The following is a 25,529-nucleotide window of genomic DNA, read 5'->3' as shown; positions in this document are numbered from 1 at the left end:
CCGGCTCAGTTAAGCTGAATAATAAGTGACGCCACGGGCAATGTGAAATTATTCCCCGTCAGGCGACACTGTATTTTGCCACGTGCGGAACTGCTCCAGCGGCATCGGGCGGCTAATCCAGTAACCCTGCAGATAATTAACCCCATGCTCGCGCAGCCAGGCCACCTGTTCCGGTGTTTCCACCCCTTCCGCAACGGTCGACATATTCAGTCGTCTTGCCAGCGTCAGTACGGCATCCAGCACCGGGGAGGTCACGGTTTCTGTGCCAATGGCGTTGACAAAGCCACGGTCGATTTTCAGGTAGTCCATGGTGAAATGTTCAAGATAAATCAGCGCGCTGTGGCCGGTGCCGAAATCGTCGATGGCAATTTCAAACCCTTCGTTATGCAGCCATTCGAAGAGGCTGTTAGCTTCCCGATGGTTCAGCATATCGCGCTCGGTAATTTCCAGTACGATCTGGAAGTAATCAGGCGGCAGCAGGGCTTTGAAGGTGCGCATATCGTCTTTGAAACTTTCCGCATGCAGATGCCCCGGCGCGATATTAATGCCCACTTTGGCACCCGGCGGCAGCACGGTCTGTAGCACTGGCGCATCGTGAATAATCAGGTCAAAAAGATGCAGCGTGAGCGGAACAATCAGCTTCTGCGCTTCGGCAAAATTGATAAAGGCGTCCGGCGGGATCTCACCCATGGTCGGGTGCTTCCAGCGCATCAGCACTTCAAGCCCGGTCATCCTTAGCGATTTGGCGTCTACAACGGGCTGATAAACCACATAAAACTGGCCGCGCTTGATGGCGCTCAGAATCTCTTTGCCCGGATTGAGACGCGTCGTGAGGATGTAGAAGTTAAGCGACCCTGCCGCAATCCCGCACACCAGCCCGAAGAACAGGGCGTAAAGTATCTCATCGGTCGTCCACTCCTCGGCGTACAGGTTGATGGTCAGAGGAACGTCTTTGAGCGTCGCGGTGCGCGCCGGCTTTTCATGTAAATCCTTCGCTTTGACGAGGGCGCTTGAGGTAGTGGATAACGCATTATCGCCGATGACGATCGCGATGCCTGCAAACTCGTCCTGGCGCGCGGTGTAAAGCAGGTAAGGCGTCAGGTTGAGATTCACCGAGGTGAATACGCCGCCGTCCTTCACAAGCGGATTACGATACCAGATGGCAATCGCGGGCTTATTGGGCAGCATGGGCGTGCCGGGGAGCAGTGCGATATCAACCTGCTTGTTGATGTGCAGCTCGGGTATCAGCTCCTCCATCGGGGCATTCATTGGTCCTGTGGCTGACGAGCAGAACGCCATTTTGTCTCTGACCAGCAGGAAGGCGCGTACGTTGAGGCTGAAGGCCGCGCGTGAGGTCAGCTCCGCGTTAACGTCCTGGCAATTATTGAGCGTCAGCGGCTGCAGCACGTCGATGGAGGCTTTCAGCTCGTCAAAATAGCTCTCCATGTAGATGCGCACATCCATGATCAACGTATCGAATCGGATTTCCCGCTTGTGGTAGCTCCAGAAAAATTGCAATGAACCCAGGAGCAGGGCGGCGATCAGGCCGGTAATGATACTGAGGAACAGTATCTTTCGATGACTGGAGAAGTAGCGGGTGAGCATAAACGTCGTGGTTCCTGAATTGCCGCTGATTGTATTCATTGTAACGGGCAAAAAAAAACACCGCCGAAGCAGTGCTTTTTTTTATTGTATCGCCAGCCAAGGGATAACCAACGATACAATTATCATATTAACTGCGGGTCAGTACGCGGCGCGCTTCGTTGTAGCGCTTCTTCCAGTACGGTTCATTCATGCTGGAAATGGTCACACCGCTGCTGGTGGAGGCATGTACAAACTGGTCATTACCAATGTAGATGCCCACATGTCGACCGGTAGAACCTGCACGGAACAGCACTAAATCGCCGGTGCGCAGTTTGGTACGTGAAATCGACTTGCCCATCTCCTGCTGTTCGTAGGTCGAACGCGGAAGATCTAACCCAAATTGCTCGCGGAAGGTACGCTGTACAAAGCCGGAACAATCAATGCCTTTTTTAGTGCTGCCGCCAAGACGGTAACGCACGCCTTTCCAGTCAGCATACTGGTCCATAATGCGGGACTTCACGTCCAGATTACGTACCATATTTTCAAATTCATCCTGAGAGGCTTGCAGTGAAGAGGAATCTTCCATTCCCACAACACGCGTCTCAGGATGCATATTCTTTGCGGTGTTCGATGTACTACATGCAGATAACAGTACCGCGACTGCTATCGCCGGGATCCCCCGTAAGATATATCTCAGAAACGGTTGAGATTTGACCATTTTGTTTATTTTCCCTTGAAGTCCTTAACGACAAATATCGTTATAAAAATGCCAAACGTGACGAGACTAATTATCTGTTCACATTGAGACAATTGTTTCTGGTGACATTTGTGGTGCAGCGCACAAAATTATTCACCATCGAAATAATTATCTCCATGGGGCAAAACGAGTTCGAGATTAACCGATTGCCAGGGCTATTGCGAGTAAAAAGAGCCTTTTTTTTATAAGAAATTGTGATACAGAAAGTAAAAATTTGTCATTGCACAAAATAGCGGCAGATCCGCCGCGTAATCGTGCAATTGATTCATTTTTATCACGAATGTGATGACAAGAATATGACAGCGCAGAAAGATCGCGGGAAGGGCATTATCAGGGATCGTGATGATCCCCGATAGTTTACGTTAAAAAACGGTAATTATTTGTTCAATTTTTGTTGCTTTCTACGCGGAAGATAGCGATCGAAAAGGGTAATTAGGCGATCGCTCAAAGGCGTCATCAGAACCCACGGCAGACCAATCAGCACCGCGGAAAGGGAACCCACGACAATATCCGTCAGCCAGTGCGCGCCAATCATCACGCGCGGGAAGGCAAATATCACCACAATAAGCAGGGCGATTGCGAACGCCTTCTTACCGAAATAGCGCAGCATGAACCCAGAAAAAATAAGCAGCATCATGCCGTGATCGCCCGGGAAACTGTCCTTCGAGGCATCTTTTGTTGGAATATGCAGCAGTTCACTCACGCGATAAATATTCGGGAAAGAGAGCGAAGGACTTGCACGTTTTACCGGCATCAGATGTTGTGCCAGCTGATTAATGATCACCGCAGCCAGAAGCATCACCAGTCCGATAATCAGGATGCGGCGACGCCCCGTGTCATCCTCTTTGAGCCAGAAAGAGAGCATCAGGCAGCCCATGGCCAGCAGGGAAAAGCCGTCAAAGGCGCGGTTATTGGTAATCGCCACCAGCCACAGAAAGGCATCACTCTTCACCAGCCCCTGGTTGAAGAAATGAAACAGGGATGAATCCAGCGGGAACCAGAAACCGTGATTCACCGGGATATACCAGGAGAAAAAGAGCGCCAGACCGGCGACATTAAGCAGTAGTATCTGGGGAATTCGAGTCGTCATAACGTTCTGCATTGAGTGAAAACTGGGGCAACGTTAGCCGCCCGAACTTAAACGAAGCTTCAACAGGCTGGACTGCAGGGCATTCCAGTCGGCGTTAACCGCACTAATTAACTCTATTCGGCTGTCAGGTGGCGCGACGTTTTGCGTTTCGATAAAGAAATCGTCGCCCTGGCGGTTGATCCGCACCAGCCCGTCTGGCGTGCGCATGATCCCTTTCACGCGGTCGACCGGCGCAAGCCTGGCCCACTCAAGGATGCCAATGGTATCGAAAACGGTATCGGCATCGAAAATCCATCCGCAGGCCTGATACCCCTGACCGCTGTTAAGGTTACGACGCCAGCGCTGGTGTTCCGGCAGGCTAAGCGCGGCCAGACCCTGCTTTGCAGAATGGTGATGCGCATGCTCTGCGCTGGCCGGGAGTTGCGCCAGGTTCAGACGGGGAAGATCCAGCAGGGCGCTATCAATATTCCCCTGAGTGGCCTGCACCCGCGTCCGATTGCCGCCGAAATGTTGCCACCACGCGTCCAGCGCGGCCCGGCTTTCCGCCGTGGCGCGATCTTCTTTATTGGCGACAATAACGTCTGCTGCGGCGAGCTGATCGCGAAAGTTCTCATTAGCCACCGCTTTTTCATCCAGAAGCTGACGCGGATCGAGCAGGCACAGCGTGGCGCGAAGATCGATCCACGGCTCGTAAACCGGGGCGGTCAGTAAATCGAGGATCTGCTTCGGGTGGCCCAGACCGGTAGGTTCAATCAGCAGGCGGTCCGGTTTGCCCTGACGCAGCAGCGTATTGAGGCCTACCTGCATCGGTAAGCCGTTTACGCAGCACATGCATCCGCCAGGGATCTCTTTAATCATTGCGCCGCTGGATGATAGCAACGCGCCATCAATCCCCACTTCGCCGAATTCATTGACCAGCACGGCCCATTTCTCGGCGGGATCTTTATTCGCCAGCAGATGAAGAATAGAGGTGGTTTTACCGCTGCCGAGAAAACCGGTGATGAGGTTGGTTTTGGTCACGTGCGCTCCGCAAGAGAATTGTGATGCTATAACACTATGCTCTTATCCTGGCGAAAAACGGGCGCAATGAGAAGGGGGAGGGCGAACGGAGGCAATGTCCGTTCGCATTAAGCGCAATAATCGCTAAAGATTTAACGTTTCAATAACAGCCTGGCGTGCGCCACGGCGGGTGATGCGCTGGTAGGCCTGGCTAACAGCCTCAGCGAAAACGCTATTTTGCGCGAGATCGTGACCGAAGACCTCGCTCAGCCCCAGCAGCGCATTGACGCGGTCGGCGTCGCTGCTGGCCTCGACAATCGTGCGGATTTTATCGCTGAGGGGATCGCGAACGTCAATCGCGTTGCCGCGTTCGTCGAACCCGCTGACGTAGCGTATCCAGCCAGCGACGCCCAGCGCCAGCAGCGGCCATTCTGTTTTACGCTCAAGGTGGACGCGGATGCCATCCAGCATTCGCTGCGGCAGCTTCTGGCTACCGTCCATCGCGATTTGCCAGGTACGGTGCTGCAGCGCCGGGTTAGCAAAGCGATCAATCAGACTGTCGGCATAGGCAGTCAGGTCGACATCCTTTATACGCAGCGTAGGCGCCTGTTCATCCAGCATTAGCCGCCGGGCAGCTTCGCGGAAGGTGGCGTCCTCCATGCATTCATTAATATGCGCGTACCCGGCGAGATACCCCAGATACGCCAGGAAAGAGTGGCTGCCGTTAAGCATGCGTAATTTCATCTGCTCCCAGGGCAGAACGTCCTGCACCATCTGAACGCCCGCCACTTCCCACTCCGGACGCCCGGCGACAAAATTATCTTCCACTACCCACTGAATAAACGGCTCGCAGCTTATGGCGCACGGATCGTCAACGCCGAGCGCGTCGGCGATTTCTGCAAGCGAGGCCTCCGTCGCGGCGGGAACAATTCTGTCGACCATCGTTCCCGGAAAACTCACGTGGCCCTCGATCCACTCCGCCAGCGCCGGGGAGCGCTTTTGCGCCATGCCAAGCACCGCATTTTTCACCACGTGGCCGTTGTCCGGAATGTTGTCGCAGGAAAGCACGGTAAACGCAGGCAAGCCGCGCTCGCGGCGGCGATTAAGGGCTTCGACCAGGATCCCCGGCGCGGAATGCGGCTCAGCGGGATTTTCCAGATCGTGGACGATCCGGGCGTTTTGTAAATCCAGCTTACCGGTCGCGGGATCGATGCAGTAGCCTTTCTCCGTAATGGTGAGCGACACAATCGCCACCTGCGGCTCGCAAAACTTCTCTATTATCGCGGGCAGAGAGTCCAGCTTTGCATTCAGGCATTCATGCACGGCCCCGACAATAATCGGCTGATTTCCTTCAGCACCTTTCTCCAGCACGGTAAACAGGTGATCCTGCGCGCGCAGCTGGCTCATCAGCACGTCGCCACTGAACAGGCTAATCTCACAAATTCCCCAGTCGCCGCCTTTTTCATTCAGCACCCGGTTTGTTAACAATGCCTGATGCGCGCGGTGAAACGCACCGAAGCCGAAATGGACGATGCGGGAGCGCAGTTGATGACGATCGTAGCGCGGTTGTTGAACCTGGGCTGGAAGGGCGGTTGAGGCAATTGTCTTCATGAAATACACACCTGATTAACCATTAATTAACAATGCCAGTCTAAAGTTATATGACAGCAAATAAAATTGGTAAGCCGTAAATATCCCCGTTCTGTGAGTTTGATCAATCAATGTGTGGCGGCGTGTTGACCCTTCACGGCAAACATGTATGGTAGTCGTCATTGCAGTAACCCATATTGGTATAACAACTTGAGAGGATGAGGCAATGGAACAAACCTGGCGTTGGTACGGGCCGAACGATCCGGTTTCTCTTGATGATGTGCGTCAGGCTGGCGCAACGGGTGTCGTCACGGCGCTGCATCACATTCCTAACGGCCAGGTATGGCCGGTTGAGGAGATTCAACAGCGTCAGGCGCTGCTGGCGGAGAAGGGGTTAACCTGGTCTGTGGTAGAAAGCATTCCGGTTCACGAAGATATCAAAACCCATTCCGGGGAATACCGGACCTGGATTGCAAACTATCAGCAGAGCATTCGCAACCTGGCGGCCTGCGGCATTGATACGGTCTGCTATAACTTCATGCCGATTCTGGACTGGACGCGTACCGACCTGGAATATCAGATGCCGGACGGCTCGAAAGCGCTGCGTTTTGACCAGATTGCCTTTGCGGCGTTTGAGCTGCACATTCTGAAACGCCCGGGCGCCGAAGCGGATTACACCGCTGAAGAGCAGCAGCAGGCCCTTGAATGGTTCAATGCCGCCAGTGAAGCGGACGTTGAGAAGCTGACCCGCAATATCATTGCTGGCCTGCCGGGTGCGGAAGAGGGGTACACGCTGGACCAGTTCCGCGCGCGTCTGGCGGAATACGGCAATATTGATAAGCAGCAGCTGCGTGAAAACATGGCGTATTTCCTGCGCGCTATCGTGCCGGTTGCGGAAGAAGCCGGCGTGCGTCTGGCGGTACATCCGGACGATCCGCCGCGTCCTATCCTCGGCCTGCCGCGTATCGTGTCTACGATTGAAGATATGCAATGGCTGAAAGAGACGGTCGACAGCATCTATAACGGCTTTACCATGTGTACCGGCTCCTACGGCGTGCGCGCTGATAATGACCTCGTGCGGATGATAGAAACCTTTGGCGATCGTATTCACTTTACGCATCTGCGTGCGACCTGCCGGGAGGAGAATCCAAAGACCTTCCACGAGGCCGCGCATCTGGGTGGCGACGTAAACATGGTGGCGGTGGTCGACGCTATTCTGGCTGAAGAGGCGCGTCGCAAGCAGGCGGGCGATATGCGTCCTATTCCGTTCCGTCCGGATCACGGACACCAGATGCTGGACGATCTGCGTAAGAAAACCAACCCGGGCTATTCGGCGATTGGCCGCCTGAAGGGGATGGCGGAAGTGCGAGGGGTCGAGCTGGCGCTCAAGATGACGAAGTATCCGGAGCTTCTGTAACCGGAATTGTCGGGTGGCGAAGCCGCCACCCGACAAATGCCATAATCAGTCAGCACGACCCATATAGCGTTTTTCTTCAATATGGATGCGGATCTTCTCGCCAGCGGAGAGATATTCCGGCACCTGCACAACCAGACCGGTGGTCAGGGTCGCTGGTTTGTTGCGCGCACTTGCTGACGCGCCTTTGATGCCCGGCGCGGTTTCAACGATTTCCAGATCCACGGTCTGCGGCAGTTCAAGCGCCAGCAGCACGCCGTCCCAGGTCAGTACCTGCATGTCTGGCATACCGCCTTCAGGAATGAACAGCAGCTCTTCTTCGATCTGATCTTTGGTGAAGATGTACGGGGTGTAATCTTCTTTATCCATGAACACGTATTCGTTGCCGTCGATGTAGGAGAAATCAACGTAGCGACGGGTCAGGGTCACGGTATCAACGATATCGTCACCTTTAAAACGTTCTTCCACCTTCAGGCCGGTACGCACATCGGCGAAACGCATTTTGTACAGCGTCGCTGCACCACGGGCGCTTGGTGCCTGAATGTCGATGTCTTTCACAATCAGCAATTTGCCGTTGTAATTCAGTACCATACCTTTCTTAATTTCGTTCGCTCTTGGCATTGCAGTAATCCTGTCTACGGGAGGTAAAAAATATCGCGCCAAATTACTCGCGCGCGGCCTTTCAGGCAAGTGGAATTCGTGGCTTTTGCTATCAATACGCAAAAGGTGTTACTGTGCGCCCGATGCCCGACTGTACGGGTGTTCGCCACCGAGAGAGCATGTATGGATTGTCGTCCAGATTGCGGCGCGTGCTGTACCGCTCCGTCCATTTCAAGCCCCATTCCAGGCATGCCTGAAGGCAAGCCTAACAGTCAATTATTCTCAGTATAAAAAATGACATAGCTAAGCAGAAATGACTTTTTTGCTAAGTGTTTCAATTGAATGTGAAAAGCTTTCTCCATAGCCAGTTTTAGACAGTTGTAATAACTCATTTAGTCCAGAATGACTTGTAAACGAAAGGTTTTCATAAAGACATATAGGAAGTTCTGAATTGTCTTTAAATCTTCTGTCTGGGCCTCCAGACTTGTTCACATACTTCCATGTCCTGCCAACGACTATGGCATCTCCAGGTACACCTTCGCTCTCAATGAATCGACTATCACCTACATTAACGAATAGCTGGTTATAACCAACAGCGCCTACACCTTCACGGTCATAAACCAGTACTCTATCTGGAAAAAAATGCAATGTTTGGCGACCGACATTGATAGCAATCGTCTCAATATTTGTTTTAACAAAGGGAGGCTTTGATTTGCTGATTGAGGTGACTTTTCTGCGTAGTAAGTTACCAGCTCCGGCATGATACTTGGGGTCATAAACGGCTCCAGAAGCTTCTATATGCCATACTTTTGAGCAGCTTGCGAGCTTGGCTCCACTATCATGAAGTTGCTGGTAACATGCCATCATTTGATCATCAAAGTCATAAAAAAGAACAGTAGTCTTTCTTAGCTGATCGTACATGTAAGCAAAAACAGAGATTGCTACCCCTACGATAAAGCCTATAGCGAGGCACCACTCAGGCCATGTCTGTGAAAAACCGTAAAGTAACAGCGCAATCGAAAGGCACATGACCAAGGGCCATATTTGTGACTTCTTACGTTTGTTGTTCAACTCTTCAAGCAGTTCTCGGGAACTTGAATCAACGATTTCCGAGATATGGGATGACTCGATTTCCTCGAGAGGTGCATGTGTAGTGTCATGTTCTATTGGGGATTCATTAGGTACACGTTGGACCTTTTTACCGTTCTCTGGGATCATGCTTGGTGAAAGCGAAGCACGATAATAGACTCCGCCAGCACCAACATGGATGTAATTTCCTCTTGGACCAGTACCGAATCTCAGCCCTTTTATGCCAATAGATGCGCCGACTCCAGATTTGGATAGGTTGAATCTTATCGGTCCAACGCGAATGCTTTTCCTAACGTAAATGCCCATAGTAACTCCATGTAATAGGTAGCATGAGAATGTGAGTCAACGAAAATCCTAACAAATTCTACATCAGAAAATGATGAGGCTAGATGTCTTAAAGACAGCACTGCGTATTTTTATATTTTTCAATTGGTTAGTAAGCATTTCCCATTTTGATTTAGTTGCCTCTAAACAGTGACCTGTCTGTGGAAGTGTCTTTCTGTTATTGTTGACGATTGAGCTAAATTTTGAACAGAAGGCTAAATGGACTGTCGTAGCGATTGTGGGGCTTGTTGTATTGCTCCTTCCATCTCATCTCCAATCCCAGGGATGCCACAGGGAAAGCCAGCAAATGTAAGATGTGTACAGTTATCGGAAGATAATCTATGCAACATCTTTGGGTCAATCCACCGCCCCACGGTGTGTAGCAGTCTGCGCCCTTCACTCGATATGTGCCATAAAAATCGCGAAGAGGCTATGGCTTACTTGATCCATCTTGAAAAACTAACCTCACCATAAAATCGTTGCCATAAATAATTTTGTGGTGTATAGTGAAAGAAATTTACTGTGGAAACTTTTCAGAGTTTCTATTTATCTACTAACACCGCATTTATGCCAGTAGCTGTTGGGCTTGGTCCTCCCCAAGAGTCTCTCCCTCATACTGGTTATTATTAATATCTGCTATGTGGTGTTAGTTGTATGTCTATAGATCTGCCTTTCCCTGCTGTTCAAAAAATAACCAATCATCGTGATGATGGTCGTTACTCACTTATCCATAGCTCTGAATATGTACTTGATGGGCTTGTATACCGTTTGAACTATGATTCGATGAAGAAGGGTTATCATCCGATCAGAAAAGAAATCATTGATGCGTTCATTAAGCAGATCCATGCAATGCAATCGCACTACAGCAAGGTTTTTGCTTTCCGGTTCGATTTGTCAGTACCGGAGGGAATGCCTGTTTCGGAAAGTAATGGATTAGTGAGTGATCTTTTTGAACGATTGAGAGGGCGCTTTAAAAAGAAGGCGTGGAATGGACAACCAATAAAAAAATTTGCTTACGGTTGGGTTCGAGAAAAGGAAAGGGCTATGCAGGTTCATTACCACTGCTGGATAGCATTACCTCATTTCCAAGTTCAAACCGCTGGCTTTGGTAACACAGGCATGATTGGGTTGATAAGTGAGCTTTGGAATGAATTGACAGACGATACCAGCCGTGTGCATTTAGCTGAGAATGGCCGATACTCTATCGTAAGGGGTCATCATGATTCCCTTGCTGATTTTGTTGAGCGTATTTCGTACCTTGCGAAAAACAGCGGTAAATTTTCATCTGGAGAAGGGCACAGGATCTTTTCAACATCCAAGCTCAGAATGAAAGCGGGAAATTAACAAAGACAGTCAAATCTTTCCTGTATCGCTTTAAGAGCCGTTTTTATGGGATGTGAATACATTTTATTGGTTTTCACCTAAAAGTTCTCCGTAGTGGTATTCAAGGCTTTTTTGAGGGGGTATGGAGCACTCTTGGTATAGATTCGGTAACAAACTAATTACGCGCTCTAGAATCTGCTACAAAGATAGATGAAACCCGGAAAATTGCTTTATGAGAGAAATATTTCCGGGTTTACATGTATTTATAGATTAAGTGTGTGAGTGCCTTTAGGATAATAAGGGCCAACACAATATGAAGTGTCGTTTAACTCTGGAGATATCATGGATGTTGTAAATATTAACTGATACTCATCATGTAAATTTTGGCATTCATTAATTATAACGTGTTGGAAATTATGGCTTCGTGCATCAACCATTCCTTTATCTTCAATATTATCCATAATAATGAAATTAGGTAGGCGTGACTCTGGATCGTCAACGCAGTGGAGGAAGATAGCAAGCCGAATACTGTTTTTGAAAATAACCATTGAACTAGCGGAAAATTTACTCATGCCGTCCAAATACATTCTGTCTCGAGCAAAGTCAATAATAACATCGCCAGGGTTATCGAATGCAGGCTCGTTGCCACCATCTGATATTAACAGTCTTTTGGTTATTTGCTCTATATCGGAGTATACAGCCACTTGTCTTTCTGCTTGAAGTTTGTCTAATGAAGCAAGTTTATCTTTAATTTCCAAAATTCTTTTTTGGGCTTGTTGCTTCTCCAGTAAGAGAGCATTTATTTTAGAAATGCCACCTCTGTTTTCTTCAAGAGAAAGAATGGCTCCCTCAATAAATCCGATGCTTTTTCCAATTTCAATAATCAAGCTTTCTTTTTCGGATGGAATCAATGAGAAAGTCTTAAGGCTACGAGATAGCTCATTTATTTTTAAGCTTGTCTTTTCTAGATTAACATTAAGGTCTCTGATCTCACTTTCAAGACTTGCAATAACTTGACTGCTTTCTTTTATTTGAAAGTTCAGGTTGTTGAGTTGTTTGACATAAGCATCATCAGACGAGTTTTTGCTATTTTTACTTTTGCATAATCCACAGCTTTCTAAATCGGTGCTTATCTCAATATGATTTAAACATGAGGGGCAATATTTGAATTCAATACTACCAAGTGAATTATTAACGGACTTAGAATGTAATAGTGCATCTTTCCTTGATTCTAGTGAAATTAAGAAAAGTTTCGTGTCGCTCATTTCTTTTGATAAAGAAATAATTTCTTCCTGTATTTTGAATCGGAAAGATATCAACTCAAGATTTTCATTTTGTAATTTTGCTAAAACGGATTTGTCTTCGCTGCTATCATCCGTGTTTCCACCAGAAAGCAACGTTTGCATCTCTTCATTAAGTTTATCAAGTTCAAGTGAGTATTTTTCAATGCGCTGATTTAATGAATGTTCACTTACTTTTACATCATCTCCGCCAATTATCTTAAATATTGAATTTGCTTCTGAATTGAATTTTTCGAAACGTTTTGTTTCTGATAACTGTTCTTGTCTTAAGTTGTGAGCTTCTAAGTCATCAATGCCAAGAAGGTATTCACCAATAGCTCTTCTTAAGTTAGGATTATCAAAGTTCTTCTCTTCTTTTAAAAGCTTGGTTGTTGCTGATAATTGGTCAACGTACATCAATCGCATTATCTGATGGAGAGTTAAATTTCGGTCATCATCAGTTTTATGTCTTGGAAGACTCAAAAGCTCAAAAAGCTGCTGAGAAAAGCTATGTAATGTATCACTTCTGCGATAAGGATAACCTGTCCAGTGAGAATTGAGTTTGATGGATGAGTCAATAGTACCTTCATGCAAGTACATCTTTGACAGTCCGTTTTCAACAATATCTCTTTTTAATGTGATCCTAATTCCGTTGAGTGAAACTTGAGCAAATACTTTATCACAATATGATTGATGTTGAGTCCAGTCAGTTATAACTGAACCTAAAGCATAAGACAATAAATCTACAATCGTTGATTTGCCCGTCCCATTCCAACCTCTTATTATATTAACGCCTTTGTGGAATTCTTGGTCATACACAAAAATGCCGTTCCTGGATACAGCGAATCTTTCAACAATCAAATGAGGCTTAATCATTTGTATCTACCTCGTCATATCTATATTCCATAAGACCTGTTCTTTTTTTTAGTCCGTTGGAGCCGTAAAATTCAATTTGCTGGAACCCTTTGGATATTAGGGCAAACCATTCACTCTTCCTGTAAGAAACTTCGCTCAAAGAATGTTTTAAATCTTCAGGTAAAACAGTTTTAGTCCTTTTTATCTTTCCATTTGTATAACTTTCCATATCAATTAAATTCTTGGACAAAAGATGATGGAACGCGATAGATTGAATTCGTCTTAGTTCAATGAAAATCCGATTAGGATTCTGAATGTTCTCGTAAGGTTCACTTATCTTTTGTATTGCTTTTTTATAACGTCTTAATTCATTCGGAAATGGTTTTATGAGTTTTAAAAGACTAGGGAAAAGTACATAAAAGTCCATTAGCCTGAATAGTTCAATATCAATTTCACAGTCATTTTGCTCTTCTAATAAAAGCAACGATCTATAGACGCAATGGCTGGTATCGAATATTGGGTGATATATTAACATTTAATCCCCCACGATACATGACATAAGCCAGTCAAAAAATAAAGCATTCCTGATACCAACTCAGTAGTAATCAAGCTATCGTAACGAACAATAGCTTTATGCACTGGTTGAATTATTTCAATATTAACTAGTCTATCGATTTCTACTTTACTTTGACCACTCATTATTGCTGGATAAATACACTGATGCCAGCTCGAACAAATGGCGGAAAGAATCTGAATGTATACTGTTTGTTCAACCAGAGACATTTGATCTTTAGCAACTCTCCGAGCAAATTTATTTTTTAGCCTTGTTGCTCTTTCCACTAAGTCAGATCTGTCACCGCGTAAAAGTTTACCTTCCAGTCCAATGATCTCTCTTCCTGGATAATCATCTAGATACTCTGCTAAATCTTCCATTATGGATATTAATTCGTCATGGCCTAAACAAGACTTTTTAACCTGATCAATGGTCGATTCTAAACTCGACAGTGTATAAAAATTGTTGTCGCCGTCATGCGATGCGCCGTCTTGATATTTAACTTGAGATATAGTCATGAGAAATTGTTATCTCCCTCATGTCTTGCATTATCTTTATATTCAACGGTCTGAATTTTCACATGGGGAGGTGTTGATGACGGCAGCTCTGCCTTGGTCTCATTATTAGTAGCATCTAGAGGACGGGTGTCATCATTTTCAACTGTAGGATAGGTTTTTGCTGTTTTTAATGTAGAATAAATGAAGAATATAGCCAAGAGAACAAGAATGATTAGGATTAAAATGAAGAACCTATTAATTCCTAAAAAATCTGTTATTTTTTCGTCGAAGATTTTATCAATAACAAAATAAAAAACGTAAAGTACGAGCCCGGGAAGACCAACTTTTTTTATTGATTTACTCCAAAAATCGCTCATAAATTTCCCTATACTATAGTTAGCACATTGAAAGTATTGACAATTTACCATTAACTAAGTCTAAAATCCATAAAAAATCAATCAAGATATGCTATAGGTTATTTTATGTTTTTCAATGGGTTATCGAATGAAAGATAGATAGAATACTAAATAGGAATCGATCTGATAGTCTTAGACTTTGCTCATCGCCCAAGCAGCATTGTCAATGCTTACTATAGTAATGGACAGACAGAGCAATGATGGTAAACGTGCCCAAAGCTACGCAGTACTATCCCGATCATTACGTCGTACATCGTGCTAATCCTACAACACTCGCAGGTCCGATATTCTGGCTTTCTTACCTAGCAAAAGAACGCAGGAAGTTGCAAACAGGGAAGGGAACGCGCTTATACTCAACATCAAAGTTGAGTCGTAAAGCACTGGATTCGTAAATATCGCACAGGAAGCCCGTAGAGCGTTTTTCTTTGCAAGGTATCAAATCGTATCAGCCATATCATAAAAATCGCTTACAGCCTCGCTCAGAGCGTTTTAAGGCATGATTTGTAACTGGTTAACTTTATGCTTCGGTCAGATGCATGATAGTTCAACTATAGTTGCTATGCTGATAGATTCATACATCACTTCAAAATTCCTCGCGAAGCGAGGGACACGAACGAAGTGAGTGTCTGTGTACGATGTACTGTTTATAATATTTATATTTTATATATAGAGAAAACAGTACATTTCCGTATGTTTTTTAACCAGCATTAACTATCCGTCTTCGCTTCGCTTGACGGAACTCGCTTCGCTCGCCATTCAGGATATAACTTCAGCGTTTGAAACGATTTTCGCAACCCTTAGAACGTTTTGTTCAATGTTCATTGTCCGGTCAGAATCGAAGATAAAATATTTGATTTGGCCTGACACAGCTTTGGCACAGATCCTCTCCCATTTTGACACTTCCGCCCTGTGACAGAAGCGGAAGTTGAACAACCATCTGTGCGATCAAAATATAACAATATTTTGAAGGTGCAGCGGGTATCACTATCTTAAAACATGATATGTAAGAAGATAGGGGGCTGTGAGGAACCCAGATGGGATTTATCGTTGATGGAGCCAAGCTGAGATATCCGTTATGAAGAGACCAATAGCGCACAAAAATGATCGTCTGCCAGTGCCGAAAACGAATCACTTTACGCTTGAAGCGAGGCAGCGTGTTATCAATGGACTTGTTGCGACGGCTAAAGCTGACTTCGTATCCTTAGTTAACTGGCTGAAAACAGGTAAACAGAATGGTGAACCTATTCCGTTAGATAAATGCGAAAGTCTTCGAACTGCTATTCTTAATCTTGGGACCCTTAAAGCTGGTGTACAAACCGACTGGAAGCAGGTAATCCAGTTGATGGAAAAAGAAATCAAAAAAAGCCATCAACTGAATGCCTCGGTTCCTGCATCCTCGCAGCTTGTTACTGGTGTTCTAAGAAGTCTTAATGATATCAGCGAGAAGATCGCTGCGGGCAAAGCTGTTCCCGAGATGCTTGGCAGGCTCGAGAATATGCAGCAAATGATTGCCAACCTCAAGGATAATGAGGGGCTCATTAAAAGTATCAGCATTCTAACCCGAAGCGCACAGGATGCTTTGCGTGGCTATAGCAAGAAGCAGCCAAAATCAAAAATTAGGAGGCCTGAAAAAGCAAATCCTCTCCTTCGTGAAGAACAATCCTTTCGTGCTGAGTGTGCCCCACTAATCGGGGAAAACGATATTTTCATAATCGCTAGTTGCCTTATTTCAATGTCGGCTCGGTTGGGGCAGTCCCCTGTTAGCCTGGCTAAAAGAGCAGCCGCGTTAAAAGGTGTCATCAAAACTGGGCTTTTGCCCGAACTGCTGGAGTTACTTCAGCAGGATGTGGAGTTGAATGCCTTAGTTCCGCTCAACATAGACAAAGATGACATTACTCGTAGTGATGGTGGTAAGCTTGTGGGATTGACAGGGGTCATTGAGGGGGGCTCCTCTATCGGTGTGGAAGCGCAGCGTATTATTACCGCAGAACTTAAAAAGCTCGCGTATATCTCCGCAGTTCAGCGCGTTTATCTGGATACAGCTCGTTTAGGACTGGCTTTGGTAAACGATACTTTTAAGGTTATCGAGGAGGTAAAACGTATTGCTGAGAAGCACAATTGGAGTCCATTATCGGTTGCGGTGTATGCGACTTCCAAAACGCCTGGCATAAGGCCGGATATCGCCGGAGATGTGATTACTTTACTGGCACAGGATGAGATCCTTTCAGCGACCGTCAAACGATAACTTTATTTGTATTAGCTCAGATTTGACCTGACATAGGTGTGGCCCAGGGCTGGACTTAATCTGACAGTCCGCTCCGTGCCAGGAGCAGATGTTGTTGATATCAGTTTGTGTTGAGTAACGGGGAACATATCAACTGCAAAATGAGGCCTGTGTTTTCTATAAGTTCAGGTGAAAGTACATACCTTAACTAATCACCCCGGTGGCTATCGGGCAAGAGGCAACAATGGCGAAGAAACGCAAGGCGAAAAACTACATAACACCTGAGAAGATTGCAGCACGCAAGCAGGAAGAACAGCGTCATAAGCAAGCCGATGAGGTTATGGCCAACCTCAAGATCGGGAAAAGTCAGTACTTGGGCGTTTCTATTTGGAAGAATATCACCATCCAGCTGGCACGCGGAAAAAACGTCGCTGAAATCACGTACGATATGGAACGAGATACGTTGGTCGGCCAGTGCCGTACTATAGAGGTTAAACGCCTTCGAGCCAAAGAACATCAACAGCAAAGCAGAGCCAGTGCGGAAAAGATTGTAGCATCGCGCGTCCCGCCGCTAGCCACACCGGCTACCGTGGATAACCGCCAGAAACCGGGCAAACTCAGAGCCAAAACTCTTCATCTGCTGAAAAAAAAGCCCGCTAGCAGCAAAGTGGATGCGTGGACGATTGCACGCGACGTGTCACGGTCATCCGCACCTCAAAAGAAATTGACCTTTGGAGCGGTATTACATCAGAACCCAGTAGCTAAGCCTGAAGTTATCAGCTTTAGCGGAAACGAGAAGCGGTTAGAGGGGGCTGACACGCCAGCGGCTGCCATTAAAAGATACGATCTTCCGCTGCCTAAGCCTAGAGAGGCCACCATGAGGCGCAAACTGACGGGTATTGAGAAGGCCATGAAGATGGTTCCCGTTGCAAGCCGTCACGAGTTTGCGATGTTCGTACATAAACACCATGAAAGTGGTTACACAGCAGAACAACTGCTCGCACAGTACTTGGCTGCTGCAATTACTGCACCTGGAGCAAATGATTCAGTTGTTGTCGTGCCGAAGATTATTAACGAAACGGCCGCCGTAGAGTTGACCGCACCATTACCGGTATCTCACGATCCATTTAAAGAAGCGCGCTTACCAAACCTCCGCCAGACGCTGGATATCAGCATCGAAACGCCGAAAGGTATGGACGAGCTGGGAGAGCAGGATATCACTACGGTCAACCCGCTGCGCGATGGCCGCGAGCTGAAAGGCGGCTCCTCCGAACGTCTGGTGCGTCAGCGCGATGCGGCAATCCAGACTGAGTTTAAAGCAGAGCTTTGCTACAACTTCGGTTACCGTTGTGCCGTTTCCGGTAAACATCTGGGCGGTGTACTGGATGCCGCTCACATTGAAAGCGCGGCCAAAGGGGATTACAGCGCGAGCAACGGCATTCTGCTGTCACCTACTCTGCACCGCCTGTTTGACGCGAACAAGATGGGAATTAATCCTGAGACAATGACTGTTCATTTCAAACCAGGCATTGAGTTTGAGGAATATGAAGGCCGTGTGATCACCCCAATGCATTACCGCCTGAACAAAGACAAACTGGCTGCTCGCTGGGGTGAATACCTGAGAGACGCAAATTGAGATACGCCATGCAGCGCTACCTTGAAGCAGGGCATAAAAAAACTGCCGCTGTTGATACCAGTGTAATTTCCGCCACTAATCACCCTTTCCTAGTACTTCCTATATGGCCAGAAGCGGGCGTTACGCACAAACTCTAATGGTTAATGGGCGAGGTATCTAATGCGCTTACAGGACGATGATAAAGTCTTGAGTGTTCTGGCTGCAAAGTAATCTCTTGAGTTACGATTTATAAAGTGGAGTATATTGTTGTTTTAAAGATATCAGATCCAGGGTTCGCAATAGGGATGTAATGTTAGTGGCAAAATATTCAATTGCACATGGTAACAGTCTGCTATTTGCTCAGAGCGGACAGTCAGATTTGATTGTACTTTGTCTACTGTAACTGTCACTTCGAGCTAATACACTTATTTTGAACTAGATTACCAATTCCTTTTTGATCCGGTAGAACGTTGCACGACTGATATCAGCAGCTTTCATTATGTGAGCTGGTTTAACGTTCTGTGCCAACATTTCACGTACCACTTCACGGGCTTCCATATCTTTCTCTTTTCCCGTATACAAACCTGCCTGTTTTGCTCTCTCGATCCCCTGTGCCTGACGTTTACGGCGGGTTTCATAATCTTGTCGTGCCATTGTCGCAAGGATATCGATCAGCATAGCATTGACTGCCCGAAGAATGCCGCTGGTAAGGTCGTTGCCGGACATTTCAACCATCTGCCAGCTTGTTGGCAAATCCATCGAAACAATAACCAGTCCTTTACTGTTCAGCGTAGCTTTGAGTTCAGCCCATTCTTCATGTTGAAGACGACTGAGACGGTCAATCGATTCGATGAGAAGCAGATCGCCGGGTTGTGCTTCCTCAAGGAGATGCATCAGTTCCACACGCTCCAGCTTCGCACCACTGGCATTTTCAATGTATTCTCCGGCTACTTGCCAGTTTTTGCTTTGCGCAAATTCGCGCAGGCTAACTAATGCACGATCAGCATGCTGGCCTTCGGTAGATGCACGGCAGTAAATACGGACATTCATCATGCATTCTCTTTTGAGTGTTAAATGGATACCTATATGATACAGTGCGTGTTTTTGTTGTCAATAGAGTCAAATTCAACCCTATTGAGACTTTGTATCATGGTCTTTATCAGGTATACCCTAAAGAGACCTACAAGATGGAGAAAAACATCGACAATTTTGAAAGGAAGGGGATACCCGATTAGCCTTAACGCAGTAAACCACCCGCACAACGCGCTGAGATATCACTCTCCGAGGGAACTCCGGCGGCAGCGGGCGTTGTTAACTTAAAATACAAAAATTGTCCGGGAATGGCGGATCAAGAGCATCCGCAATATTACTCTTCTGGCGTGCAATTAGGCCAAGAGGGAATTAATAGCCAATTGGGAGTTTCTTGCTTGGTTTGTTTATTTCTTCCCTCAATTTGTATTGATTGTAAGGCTTGTAGCCACGTTCCCAACGACCGTTCGTATATTTCTTGCAGCGTCGCTCAATAACATGCTCCATTTTTTCAAGAATATTTTGTTCTAATTTGAATAACTGGTCATATGTACCATCATGCTGACGGGCGTCTGCTGATGCAACAGTTAGAAGAAGGTCTCTGCTTGGTCCACCGTTTTGGCAAAGAGAGTCATCCGGTACTTTGGACAGGTCTTTTGCAGTTAGCATGAGACCTGGTGACATCGCCCAGGAACTAGCTGATAATGATGCTACTGAAAGAATGGTAGTTACTAATAGCTTCTTCATTATATTATCCTTCTTTGAATTATCATTCCTACTATTAGGAAGTTAAAATATCTATATTGCTTTGAATTTTTTGAATGATTCTGAACTGCCTACTTGAGATGGATGCAAGAAGGTATATCAAAAATGATGACTGAAATTTTAATACAACCTTCGTAAGGTGATTTTGTTTCATTCTTCCATGAGTTCTATTTTTGTTACATGAGTGCCATTGCAGTATATTTTCAAATCTTCAGGCGGGGACTTCACTGCGTTACGGATTTTATTCATTGTATCTATCGTTAAAATATCGCAGCCTTCCATATACATAACCTTGCGAGTATCAATATCTGATATGTTAGTGAAACAGCTACTGACCCATGAATCAGGTATTTCAATTCCATGTATCAGTTTCATATACTCAATGATGAACGACTCTGTCATGTGAAATCGCCCGATCGTGTATTTTCCGATATACGCATTACCAGAAGACGAAGGTACCCAATCATTTTTTAAAACTAGAGTCTGTGCATTATTTCTCATTTTCAGACTCCAGTTCATGAATGCGATTGTTTGTCATGTCAACAAGGCATTTCTGTTCGTTATTGCAGTCGGATTTTTTCTTTATCCATTCTCTTTGAGAAGGGAGTAAGCGTTTTCGTGTTTCAGGGCTAAGGTTTTTCCAGACCGAATTTAGTTTCTCATCGCTTGCTTTATAACTGTGTGTATCGACATTTGAGGTTACTGCATTGTTTTTGATGGCTTCGCGGTTGTTATTATAGAAAATGGGTGCGCGAACTCCCTGAGCGTAGTCTTTAGCTGCTTTGTCCCACACACCTTGACCATTGGCAGTCAGTATCTTTCTGAATTCTGTAGTGTTGAAACTGTAATTGCGGATCTCGCCATTGAAATCTAGTTTCACGTTGACGATGGTAGACTTCGCAATGCCAGTCAAGAAATCCCCAGCTTCTGAACCAAGTGAACAGACTAATTCCTTCGTATCGTCGTTATTCTTTGGGCGTAGTCCGTGCATCGTGAATCTGCCGTTATCAGTTGTAGCAGTGATATCTACCAGCGGCACGATCGAGGATGATTGCTTTGTTATCGCGAAGCATATTCCCTTCAGATTTACATCCCTGTCCATTCCGAGAAACATCAGGGCGTTTTTGTCGTTGCTGGCGACACCTGCTGATTTCGCTTCTGGCAAGAAATAGACGGTACTGGAGGCGGCGGTTATAGCTGAAATGAGAACAACGCCTGATGCCATGATTTTTAAAGTTTTTATAAGGATAGTCATTCTGGATACCTTCTTTCTATTGCACTCCATCGGGGGCAGATCACCATCCCGTGAGTCTTGCTTGTGAGAAACACTACTCGAAGAATCATGATCTTACATTGATCTATAAAATCTATCAATAACGTAAAATTGATCTATAAAAGCGATCGATTGGGGTGTGTATAATTCCGAGATTGCTTTGATGTAACGGAAACGGAGACATGGCTATTGGGGGCGTTGGTAGGCTTCCCCTTGATAGGTATGCAAGGGGAGAGTGATTTACTGTAAAAGTTTTTCTAAGTCTTCCAGCGAGTTAATCTCGTATTTATTACCGTTGACAGTTGCATACGATTTATTTGTAGTGCTAGCTACCTTGATAGCCAATCCATTACCTTCGCTTTGGTTTACACCATCCTCCAGCTTGGTTATAAACGTCGGGTTTAGAATGCTGACTTCATGCTTGTCCTTAATATGCTGTGCAAATTTTTCAGGTGAAATCAGTTCATCAATGAAGGAGTGCAACACAAGCCCTTGCATTTTTAGTAAGTCATGATCATTAACTGTCTGTGCTTCTACATACGAAACACCAGGTGATCGGTTTCGATTGAACTTAATCACGATTCTCTGTTTTGTCTCGTCGGCGAAGGTTACTTCAAAATGACCATACCGCCCATCAATGTCATAGCAATCAATACGTTTGATAGCTTGCTTTATCTTCAACCTAATTCGCTTACGATCAGGGTTTTTAGTGTCATGAACATCGAAATTTCGGAATTGATCCCAGCCAGTTGTTTGAATTTCTGAGCGGCTGATTTTGTACTGTTGATATTCTCGCTCAAGCGTTATTTTTTTCTGTTTATTGGCATTAATCTGATCTGCCAATTCTTCGAGGTCATCTGTCAAAGTTGCCAGCTTTAACAGCTTTTTAACAGCTTCAGATGCCTTTTCAATCTCAGATTCGTACCAAGCCGTTTTATCTTCTTGGTGGTTGTTCCAGACGTGATCAGCGATTAGTTGCAAAACAGTGTGCTCAAGCTGGTATGACGTAAAACCTTTTTTACCGCAAGGTTTACCCTGAACGATTTTTGAACCACATATATAACGGTACTTGTTTTCACTTGAACCAGATTTGAACATGAAAGAACCACATTTTCCGCAAAAAAGAATACCGATACCTGAGAGTAGCGGGATTTCTGGTTCAGGGTTACCTGCTGGATATTTTGATGAATTACGAGTGATGGCGCGGTGTCGATCTAATTTCGAAAGTGTCAAGTAGTCCACCTCCGACATAAGAGCAGGGTAGTAATCAGGGATAATGAATGTTTCTTTTAACGGTTCATCTGATTCGGAATCGTATATGATGACACCTGATTCATCGCGTTTATCCAGCTTAAAGGTTTTTTGTCCGTGAACAGTGGGGTTCAAAAATGTCCTGATCAAATGTTTACCCCATTGTTCAGTTTTGGGTGTCAGCGCTTGACCTGTCTGGTCTTTATAAACCCTCTTTTTAGGGGCAGGGTAATGTTCGTTAAGATATCGTTGGATTCCAAGAAGAGTTTCACCGTTTTGTTTAAGTTCGATAATCTTCTGAGCTGCGGTAAAATATAGAGGATGTGGAGTAACGTATCCTGATTTTGTATCTACCCACCAAACATTCTGACCGACGGATTCTATTGCTTTTGCTGGTGTTCCCGATTCTCTTGTCAGGTTGTGTCGTATCAACGAACGGGCCTGGGCTTCAACTCGATTCTTTTTTGTCAACGACTCGTCGTGGGCGCGTGTGAACATCAACAATGAAATGATTAAATCGGTTGGATTATTCTTTACGTCCGCGTACTTATAGACCTTTTCATCCATGCCAGTAACAACGACTATCCCCCTGCTAAGTATGTTCTTGAATATATCCAAAGCGCTCCAGGCATCATCACGACTAATGCGGTCAAGATTTTCGACGACTAGCCACGAGCCAACGGGAACCTTAGCCCCAATCTGCTTGATGAACTCCGATAGCTTCCCTTCATGAGCATTTTTTCCTTTGAACGCAGACATGCCGAGATCGTGGAAAGCCGTTGTATCAAGTTCGAGATTATAACGGGCCGCAATTTTTAGAGCGGTATCTTGCTGACGCTCCAGGGAGTTACCTTCCCGTTGTTTCACAGATGAAAAACGCACGTACGAATACAGCTTGGGTTTCATTGAGTGTGATTCCCTTCGGATGGTATTGATTGATCAGATAGACCTGATGCTAACAGCAGGAATGTGAATTTTAAACAGTGAATAATTATATGTTAGGCAAGCCTGCAAATGTAAGGTGTTTTCAGTTATCTAAAGATAATTTATGTAAGATTTTTGGATCCAACCTTCGTCCCAAAGTTTGCAGTAGTCTACAACCGTCTCTGGGAATGTGTTCAACGAATCGAACAGATGCAATGACCTACCTAATCAAACTTGAGAATGATACTTGCCCTGTAACTGTAAGCATCTCACATAATAGTTTCATTCACATTTAGAGAGCCTCCGGCATAATCAATCAGCTAACAAAGGAGATCGCCATGCGTATAGTCCGTTTTACTGAATAGCAGATCATCGCCATGATTAAGTCGGTTTAAGCTGGACTAAATGCCAAAGGTGTAGGGCTGAAGGCAGACCTTTCAGAAGACACCTGCTACAACAGGAAGCCTCATTATTGCGATATAGACGTTTCTGATACTAAAGATACGGGATCTTAAGGACGAGAACTGACATCTTAAACAGATGATTACCAGTCTTTAAGCCTGAGCTGGTCATTCATCTAGCCAAGACATCCGGACTCAGTATCCGTCAGCCCAGTAGTTGTATGAAAATAAGCTGAGGGGATTTACGATTACCGTCCGGATATCTTACGTGACGAACCCGTTATTGCTGCATTGCAGGCGGTAGTAGAATGATATCCACAATACGATTTTTGCTAGCTGTACTTGATTCTGCGACGACAGGGATACCCGTGGCATCTCAATAAAATCCGCCCTATTTATACTCTGATGAAGCTGAATTATCACCGACAGGGAAAACACTGTTATCGGTGTGTAATCCCTCACCACTGGTCCTTGCGGAAACACTAAACCAAAGATGGTCGATCGATTTTATGCATGATTCCTTAGTCCGTTGTCGCACGTTTAAAGTAGTTCAAGATTGTAACCGGGAGGAGTTGCCGATTTGAATTGGCCTTATTTACCCGCTCCATGAGTGGTCTAGGGATCCGATAGGATTACGGTAAAGTCCGGCTATCCGTCTATGTTGCGCATGGATAATGGTCCGGAGTGTATTTTGCTGGTAGTGACGAATGTGTATGAAACATACTGAAACTGGAGTTTTAACCAGGCGGGTAAATCGATGTAGATTGCTTTTATGAGCATTTTAGCCGGAGATACCATACAGGAGAACCCGATTATTATCTGTACAGAGCACTGAATGAAGCACGAGAAATGACGGAAAAAATTGTTGTCAGAATATAGCCGTGAACGCCCGCATTAATTGTTGAATGATATGATAACGTAGGAATACTGCAAAAAAAATTATCTGGTCGGGATCTCAAAAATGCATGGGACAAAAAGGATCTATTAACAAATTTTAATAGAAAATTCCGCAACGTTACTGACAATCATGTTAAAAGGTATAGAAATGTAAATACATTATCCTATTAAGAAATGTATACTAATTGTTGATGTTAAGCAATTGTCTTTGCATTTCTTCGCGTGTAAAATGTACTAACATATTAATGAAATGTTAGGTCGCTTAAAGGACATATCATTAATAGAAAGTATATTTGGATAATGATTTATAACAAACATGTTGCTAACAAGTAAAGGTTTTATGATCATTCGAGTATGCTTAATTATATTAAGTACACTATCAGTTGGTTGTTCTACAGAGGGGGTTCAATCACTTATTGTTGAGCTTCTTGATGAGTCTAATGTTTGTCCAAGAGGAATTGATAGTGTATCTCGCGAATGTCGATGATATATCAGGTGGAAAATTTTTAAGTATAAACTAACATGATGGCTTATATCCATGATATTAAGCATAGATTATTCATGTCGGTGATATAAACTATATAGAGAGAAATTGCATTCTGTTACAAAAATTGTACTCGAATCAAGGGTTAATTATTCTTATCTGAAGTAAGTTTATAGTTATATCAATAAAGATAATAAATACCAGCAGTTTATCTGCTGGTATTTTATAAAAACTATACAGGATTTACTAGTCCAACACAAACCGTGTAAATACTGCCTGTCTCTTATACACATCT

At 45.2% G+C, this 25,529-nt stretch carries 20 protein-coding genes and 3 pseudogenes; 8 read left to right on the top strand and 15 right to left on the bottom strand.

The window, feature by feature from the left end; all coding sequences use genetic code 11:
- Positions 1-48 precede the first annotated feature (48 nt).
- The 5 genes from HBA26_RS06535 to HBA26_RS06515 form a co-directional block, all read right to left on the bottom strand.
- Positions 49-1,605 carry a cyclic di-GMP phosphodiesterase gene (locus HBA26_RS06535; protein WP_166720827.1) on the bottom strand — a complete coding sequence of 519 codons (1,557 nt, stop codon included), beginning with the start codon at positions 1,603-1,605 and terminating at the stop codon, positions 49-51.
- Positions 1,606-1,732: 127 nt separating this feature from the next.
- Complete coding sequence (gene mepS / locus HBA26_RS06530) at positions 1,733-2,302, bottom strand: bifunctional murein DD-endopeptidase/murein LD-carboxypeptidase (RefSeq protein WP_028013877.1); 570 nt, start codon at positions 2,300-2,302, stop codon at positions 1,733-1,735.
- Positions 2,303-2,717: 415 nt separating this feature from the next.
- A complete protein-coding gene (locus tag HBA26_RS06525; protein ID WP_028013876.1) occupies positions 2,718-3,431 on the bottom strand; it encodes a phosphatase PAP2 family protein in 714 nt (237 codons plus the stop codon).
- Positions 3,432-3,464: 33 nt separating this feature from the next.
- On the bottom strand, positions 3,465-4,451 hold the full coding sequence (locus tag HBA26_RS06520) for a GTP-binding protein (protein WP_048960965.1): 987 nt from the start codon (positions 4,449-4,451) through the stop codon (positions 3,465-3,467).
- A gap of 123 nt (positions 4,452-4,574) precedes the next feature.
- On the bottom strand, positions 4,575-6,041 hold the full coding sequence (locus HBA26_RS06515; protein WP_045629871.1) for a fructuronate reductase: 1,467 nt from the start codon (positions 6,039-6,041) through the stop codon (positions 4,575-4,577).
- Between the two features lie 205 nt (positions 6,042-6,246).
- Here HBA26_RS06515 and uxuA point away from each other — a divergent pair, with 205 nt between their 5' ends.
- Positions 6,247-7,437, top strand: coding sequence for a mannonate dehydratase (uxuA, locus tag HBA26_RS06510; RefSeq protein ID WP_069733501.1), 1,191 nt, complete (start codon positions 6,247-6,249; stop codon positions 7,435-7,437).
- 45 nt (positions 7,438-7,482) lie between these two features.
- Here uxuA and yeiP read toward each other — a convergent pair whose 3' ends face one another.
- Entirely contained in the window at positions 7,483-8,055 is a 573-nt protein-coding gene (yeiP, locus tag HBA26_RS06505; RefSeq protein ID WP_008500940.1) for an elongation factor P-like protein YeiP, read from the bottom strand.
- Positions 8,056-8,217: 162 nt separating this feature from the next.
- Between yeiP and HBA26_RS06500 the strand changes: the two are divergent.
- Positions 8,218-8,301: pseudogene (locus HBA26_RS06500) on the top strand (YkgJ family cysteine cluster protein); the annotation flags it as partial.
- Positions 8,302-8,337: 36 nt separating this feature from the next.
- Here the strand turns inward: HBA26_RS06500 and HBA26_RS06495 are convergent.
- Complete coding sequence (locus tag HBA26_RS06495) at positions 8,338-9,429, bottom strand: DUF4236 domain-containing protein (protein ID WP_048224170.1); 1,092 nt, start codon at positions 9,427-9,429, stop codon at positions 8,338-8,340.
- 237 nt (positions 9,430-9,666) lie between these two features.
- On the opposite strand from HBA26_RS06495, the gene HBA26_RS06490 reads away from it, so the two are divergent.
- Positions 9,667-9,921 carry a YkgJ family cysteine cluster protein gene (locus HBA26_RS06490; RefSeq protein ID WP_071841176.1) on the top strand — a complete coding sequence of 85 codons (255 nt, stop codon included), beginning with the start codon at positions 9,667-9,669 and terminating at the stop codon, positions 9,919-9,921.
- Positions 9,922-10,101: 180 nt separating this feature from the next.
- Entirely contained in the window at positions 10,102-10,791 is a 690-nt protein-coding gene (locus HBA26_RS06485; RefSeq protein ID WP_048224167.1) for an inovirus-type Gp2 protein, read from the top strand.
- 242 nt (positions 10,792-11,033) lie between these two features.
- On the opposite strand, the gene HBA26_RS06480 is transcribed toward HBA26_RS06485, so the two are convergent.
- From HBA26_RS06480 to HBA26_RS06465, 4 genes are read right to left on the bottom strand one after another with little or no spacing between them, the layout of a single operon-like run.
- Positions 11,034-12,926, bottom strand: coding sequence for an ATP-binding protein (locus tag HBA26_RS06480; RefSeq protein WP_166720826.1), 1,893 nt, complete (start codon positions 12,924-12,926; stop codon positions 11,034-11,036).
- On the bottom strand, positions 12,919-13,440 hold the full coding sequence (locus HBA26_RS06475) for an ABC-three component system middle component 5 (RefSeq protein WP_048224162.1): 522 nt from the start codon (positions 13,438-13,440) through the stop codon (positions 12,919-12,921). The genes HBA26_RS06480 and HBA26_RS06475 overlap by 8 nt, the downstream gene beginning before the upstream one ends.
- Positions 13,434-13,976, bottom strand: a complete 543-nt coding sequence (locus HBA26_RS06470; RefSeq protein ID WP_072061320.1) for an ABC-three component system protein — start codon at positions 13,974-13,976, stop codon at positions 13,434-13,436. The genes HBA26_RS06475 and HBA26_RS06470 overlap by 7 nt, the downstream gene beginning before the upstream one ends.
- Positions 13,973-14,332: a hypothetical protein gene (locus tag HBA26_RS06465; protein ID WP_090419463.1), complete on the bottom strand. Its 360-nt coding sequence runs from the start codon at positions 14,330-14,332 to the stop codon at positions 13,973-13,975. Before HBA26_RS06465 ends, HBA26_RS06470 begins: the two co-directional genes overlap by 4 nt.
- 1,114 nt (positions 14,333-15,446) lie before the next feature.
- Between HBA26_RS06465 and HBA26_RS06460 the strand changes: the two genes are divergently transcribed.
- Together HBA26_RS06460 and HBA26_RS06455 are read left to right on the top strand one after the other, a co-directional pair.
- On the top strand, positions 15,447-16,616 hold the full coding sequence (locus HBA26_RS06460; RefSeq protein ID WP_166720825.1) for a hypothetical protein: 1,170 nt from the start codon (positions 15,447-15,449) through the stop codon (positions 16,614-16,616).
- A 223-nt stretch (positions 16,617-16,839) separates the two neighbouring features.
- The gene (locus HBA26_RS06455) at positions 16,840-18,231 is read left to right on the top strand and encodes an HNH endonuclease signature motif containing protein (protein ID WP_166720824.1); all 1,392 of its coding nucleotides are present in this window, start codon (positions 16,840-16,842) and stop codon (positions 18,229-18,231) included.
- Between the two features lie 414 nt (positions 18,232-18,645).
- Here the strand turns inward: HBA26_RS06455 and HBA26_RS06450 are convergent, their stop codons facing one another.
- The 4 genes from HBA26_RS06450 to HBA26_RS06430 form a co-directional block, all read right to left on the bottom strand.
- Positions 18,646-19,260, bottom strand: a complete 615-nt coding sequence (locus tag HBA26_RS06450) for a recombinase family protein (RefSeq protein WP_003846897.1) — start codon at positions 19,258-19,260, stop codon at positions 18,646-18,648.
- Between the two features lie 351 nt (positions 19,261-19,611).
- Positions 19,612-19,986 carry a hypothetical protein gene (locus HBA26_RS06445; RefSeq protein ID WP_048224154.1) on the bottom strand — a complete coding sequence of 125 codons (375 nt, stop codon included), beginning with the start codon at positions 19,984-19,986 and terminating at the stop codon, positions 19,612-19,614.
- A 508-nt stretch (positions 19,987-20,494) separates the two neighbouring features.
- The gene (locus HBA26_RS06435) at positions 20,495-21,259 is read right to left on the bottom strand and encodes a lysozyme inhibitor LprI family protein (protein ID WP_208298127.1); all 765 of its coding nucleotides are present in this window, start codon (positions 21,257-21,259) and stop codon (positions 20,495-20,497) included.
- A 258-nt stretch (positions 21,260-21,517) separates the two neighbouring features.
- On the bottom strand, positions 21,518-23,434 hold the full coding sequence (locus tag HBA26_RS06430) for a recombinase family protein (RefSeq protein ID WP_090419475.1): 1,917 nt from the start codon (positions 23,432-23,434) through the stop codon (positions 21,518-21,520).
- Positions 23,435-23,529: 95 nt separating this feature from the next.
- Here HBA26_RS06430 and HBA26_RS23095 point away from each other — a divergent pair.
- Both HBA26_RS23095 and HBA26_RS22780 read left to right on the top strand, forming a co-directional pair.
- Positions 23,530-23,748 (top strand): annotated as a pseudogene (locus HBA26_RS23095) (hypothetical protein); the annotation flags it as partial.
- 81 nt (positions 23,749-23,829) lie between these two features.
- A pseudogene (locus HBA26_RS22780) lies at positions 23,830-24,775 on the top strand (IS3 family transposase).
- The last annotated feature ends 754 nt before the right edge of the window (positions 24,776-25,529 follow it).

It is taken from the genome of Enterobacter sp. 725m/11 (genome assembly GCF_011683705.1).
In the GTDB taxonomy this organism is placed as follows: Bacteria; Pseudomonadota; Gammaproteobacteria; order Enterobacterales; family Enterobacteriaceae; genus Enterobacter; species Enterobacter bugandensis.
This window is presented reverse-complemented; position numbering and strand designations above follow the sequence as displayed.

What these genes read in the sequence shown, in the direction of transcription:
- HBA26_RS06535 (WP_166720827.1), bottom strand. Translation starts at nt 1,605, where the DNA reads ATGCTCACCCGCTACTTCTCCAGTCATCGAAAGATACTGTTCCTCAGT.
- mepS (WP_028013877.1), bottom strand. Translation starts at nt 2,302, where the DNA reads ATGGTCAAATCTCAACCGTTTCTGAGATATATCTTACGGGGGATCCCG.
- HBA26_RS06525 (WP_028013876.1), bottom strand. Translation starts at nt 3,431, where the DNA reads ATGACGACTCGAATTCCCCAGATACTACTGCTTAATGTCGCCGGTCTG.
- HBA26_RS06515 (WP_045629871.1), bottom strand. Translation starts at nt 6,041, where the DNA reads ATGAAGACAATTGCCTCAACCGCCCTTCCAGCCCAGGTTCAACAACCG.
- uxuA (WP_069733501.1), top strand. Translation starts at nt 6,247, where the DNA reads ATGGAACAAACCTGGCGTTGGTACGGGCCGAACGATCCGGTTTCTCTT.
- yeiP (WP_008500940.1), bottom strand. Translation starts at nt 8,055, where the DNA reads ATGCCAAGAGCGAACGAAATTAAGAAAGGTATGGTACTGAATTACAAC.
- HBA26_RS06495 (WP_048224170.1), bottom strand. Translation starts at nt 9,429, where the DNA reads ATGGGCATTTACGTTAGGAAAAGCATTCGCGTTGGACCGATAAGATTC.
- HBA26_RS06490 (WP_071841176.1), top strand. Translation starts at nt 9,667, where the DNA reads ATGGACTGTCGTAGCGATTGTGGGGCTTGTTGTATTGCTCCTTCCATC.
- HBA26_RS06485 (WP_048224167.1), top strand. Translation starts at nt 10,102, where the DNA reads ATGTCTATAGATCTGCCTTTCCCTGCTGTTCAAAAAATAACCAATCAT.
- HBA26_RS06480 (WP_166720826.1), bottom strand. Translation starts at nt 12,926, where the DNA reads ATGATTAAGCCTCATTTGATTGTTGAAAGATTCGCTGTATCCAGGAAC.
- HBA26_RS06475 (WP_048224162.1), bottom strand. Translation starts at nt 13,440, where the DNA reads ATGTTAATATATCACCCAATATTCGATACCAGCCATTGCGTCTATAGA.
- HBA26_RS06470 (WP_072061320.1), bottom strand. Translation starts at nt 13,976, where the DNA reads ATGACTATATCTCAAGTTAAATATCAAGACGGCGCATCGCATGACGGC.
- HBA26_RS06465 (WP_090419463.1), bottom strand. Translation starts at nt 14,332, where the DNA reads ATGAGCGATTTTTGGAGTAAATCAATAAAAAAAGTTGGTCTTCCCGGG.
- HBA26_RS06460 (WP_166720825.1), top strand. Translation starts at nt 15,447, where the DNA reads ATGAAGAGACCAATAGCGCACAAAAATGATCGTCTGCCAGTGCCGAAA.
- HBA26_RS06455 (WP_166720824.1), top strand. Translation starts at nt 16,840, where the DNA reads ATGGCGAAGAAACGCAAGGCGAAAAACTACATAACACCTGAGAAGATT.
- HBA26_RS06450 (WP_003846897.1), bottom strand. Translation starts at nt 19,260, where the DNA reads ATGAATGTCCGTATTTACTGCCGTGCATCTACCGAAGGCCAGCATGCT.
- HBA26_RS06445 (WP_048224154.1), bottom strand. Translation starts at nt 19,986, where the DNA reads ATGAAGAAGCTATTAGTAACTACCATTCTTTCAGTAGCATCATTATCA.
- HBA26_RS06435 (WP_208298127.1), bottom strand. Translation starts at nt 21,259, where the DNA reads ATGACTATCCTTATAAAAACTTTAAAAATCATGGCATCAGGCGTTGTT.
- HBA26_RS06430 (WP_090419475.1), bottom strand. Translation starts at nt 23,434, where the DNA reads ATGAAACCCAAGCTGTATTCGTACGTGCGTTTTTCATCTGTGAAACAA.